We start from the raw sequence: 2,253 nt of genomic DNA on the forward strand, positions 1-2,253 counted from the left end.
TAGTCACATAAACCAGATGAGCCAGACACTCTCTTAGCCCACGCCGCCATCTGTCCCAAAATCCCTGACGACGGACACGAGTCAAACTCAGCCCGCTGAAACTAGAATTTACATACCGGCCCCAAGAACTTCGAAAGCGGACATCTCACCTGACTTAGAGACTTTTACTGACCGCACATTCCGGTTTGTGGCCGTAGATGTCGAAACAGCAAATCGACAACACAGCAGCATATGCCAAGTAGGGTTGGCTATGGTGTCCACCAGCGGAGATGTTGAGACGGTTGGTATACTGATCGACCCTGAACAAGATTTCGAACGTTCGAATGTCAACCTACACGGGATTGACGAAACTTCAGTAGCCGGGGCTCCCAATTTCAAGGCAGTTATTCAGTCTTTGCGCCCGTTCCTTGAGCGGCATCTTCTGGTGCAACACAGCAATTTCGACAAACAGGCATTTAATGCGGCCAGCAAATTCCACGGTGTTCCAGAATTGAGGGCCAACTGGGTCGATAGCGTCAAAATCGCTAGAAGAGCTTGGCCAGAACTGAAAGGTAATGGTGGCCATGGGTTGGCTAGTTCATAGACTTACCTTGGCTTAAGTTTTGAACACCATGATGCAGAAGAAGATGCACGTGCGGCGGCTGAAGTCGTTCTGGCGGCAGAAGCTGCAACTGGTTCGGATTTCTCCGAACTCTCGAAGTCTAGAAATCAGAATTACCAAACTTCGGTGGCGATTGCTGGCAATCAAAGCGGCGCTCTCTACGGGCATGTTGCTTGCTTTACAGGGCAGTTGAGTATGTCTCGTGTGGAAGCGGCGACAATAGCTGCTGGAGCAGGGATAACCGTAAAGACAAGTGTTTCGAACAAAGTAACGCTTTTGGTTGTTGGAGACCAAGATCTATCGACTTTGGCGGGTCACGACAAAAGCAGCAAGCACCGCCGCGCGGAAGATCTGCAGAGTGAAGGCCATGAAATCAAGATCCTCGGAGAGTCGGAGTTTCTTAAGTTGATCAAGGCCGAATGATGTCTGGTATGAGTGAGCCCTTCAAAGGCGGTACGGCCGTAACGAATGGAATCCATTAAGTTTTCTGATAGTTACACCAAGAGAGAGTTTGCTGGGTCATTGGCAAAAAGGTCCTCGAGGTCAGCCGTGCTGAGTGCCAACTGGTGATACGCCCAAACCGCTTAGGCGATGAGTTCGTGAGGGAAACGGAAGCCTTTTAGGCGAGGAATGGTAGTCGGCCTCATGTCTGCACCGGTTAGCCTAGACCGTGGCGAGGAACAACTTGGCAATTCCCCCGGCTAGTATAACCTGCCGGGGCTTAATGTCACCAACCCCTTGCGATGTGAAACGGTTCGAACGGGAATTACCCGCTCGTTAATTTGATTCGTGACATGCTCGCGTTCCATTTAGCTAATCCTACATTACTTCAATGTCTGAAAAGAACAAGTTGCCATCCTTAAGCCGTGCGCCCTTGTCTTCTTGTAGCATCTGCAGTTTTCCTGATGCGGATGTCTGATCGTTCTGCGAGAGGAAGTCCTCGGTATCCGAAGGTTCCTCGCTTTCTACTCTTTCGGTCCACGAACCGATTACATCTGCATTGACGCCTGATCTAACGCGTACTTTGCTGAAGGATTTGGACCCAATCGAAAAGGTGAAAGGAAGGTCGATGACTGCCTCTCTTCCAAGAAAATCCTTGTCGAGCCGGAGCAAGCGATTTTTTTCAACCAAACTCTCGTCGCGGAGACGGCTGACGCGTTTCATTTGATCGCTCGTTAGCTTACTGCCCGGCTTTTCACCTGGCGCGTCTCCGAAGGGGGCGGCAACGATTCGTGACAAACTAGACGCGCCGGCAAGCGTCAGGCTGCGCGCGATCTTGCCGCGTGAAATCGTTTCTTTGGCTTCGAGCTGTTGGTTTTCCGCAAGGTCGATCAGTGGATCTTCGGATTCGGGATCTGCAACAATGAAATTGCTAGCCCAATCATTGGCTTCTCTGGAAATCAAAAACCCTGTAGCCAACGACTCTCCTTTTAACGCGCTCGCGATCCGAACAGAGCCCTTTTGCGGCACGGCTGCCCGCAGCTGCTGAAGTGCATACGAACGGCCCGTTTGTGTGCCCTTGCATTCAATTATATGAAATTTGCCAGTTATATCTTGAGCAACGAGATCCGGAGATTTCCTAGGGTCAGGACCCATTGATTTCCGCTTGGCTGCGTGATTCACGGTTCGAAAATCGAGCGGTGACCATGTCT

3 protein-coding genes and 1 pseudogene are annotated in these 2,253 nt (G+C 50.8%); 2 read left to right on the plus strand and 2 right to left on the minus strand.

Annotated elements, in window-relative coordinates:
• Nucleotides 1-187 precede the first annotated feature (187 nt).
• Nucleotides 188-583: an exonuclease domain-containing protein gene (locus AC2FLA_RS22355; RefSeq protein ID WP_496725428.1), complete on the plus strand. Its 396-nt coding sequence runs from the start codon at nt 188-190 to the stop codon at nt 581-583.
• 144 nt (nt 584-727) lie between these two features.
• A complete protein-coding gene (locus tag AC2FLA_RS22360) occupies nt 728-1,024 on the plus strand; it encodes a BRCT domain-containing protein (protein ID WP_496725430.1) in 297 nt (98 codons plus the stop codon).
• A 101-nt stretch (nt 1,025-1,125) separates the two neighbouring features.
• Here the strand turns inward: AC2FLA_RS22360 and AC2FLA_RS22365 are convergent.
• Both AC2FLA_RS22365 and AC2FLA_RS22370 read right to left on the minus strand, forming a co-directional pair.
• Nucleotides 1,126-1,248: pseudogene (locus AC2FLA_RS22365) on the minus strand (IS6 family transposase); the annotation flags it as partial.
• Nucleotides 1,249-1,420: 172 nt separating this feature from the next.
• The coding region (locus AC2FLA_RS22370; RefSeq protein ID WP_496725432.1) for a hypothetical protein at nt 1,421-2,253 on the minus strand (833 nt) is incomplete at its 5' end.

It is taken from the genome of Ruegeria sp. CDSA033, from assembly GCF_059612305.1.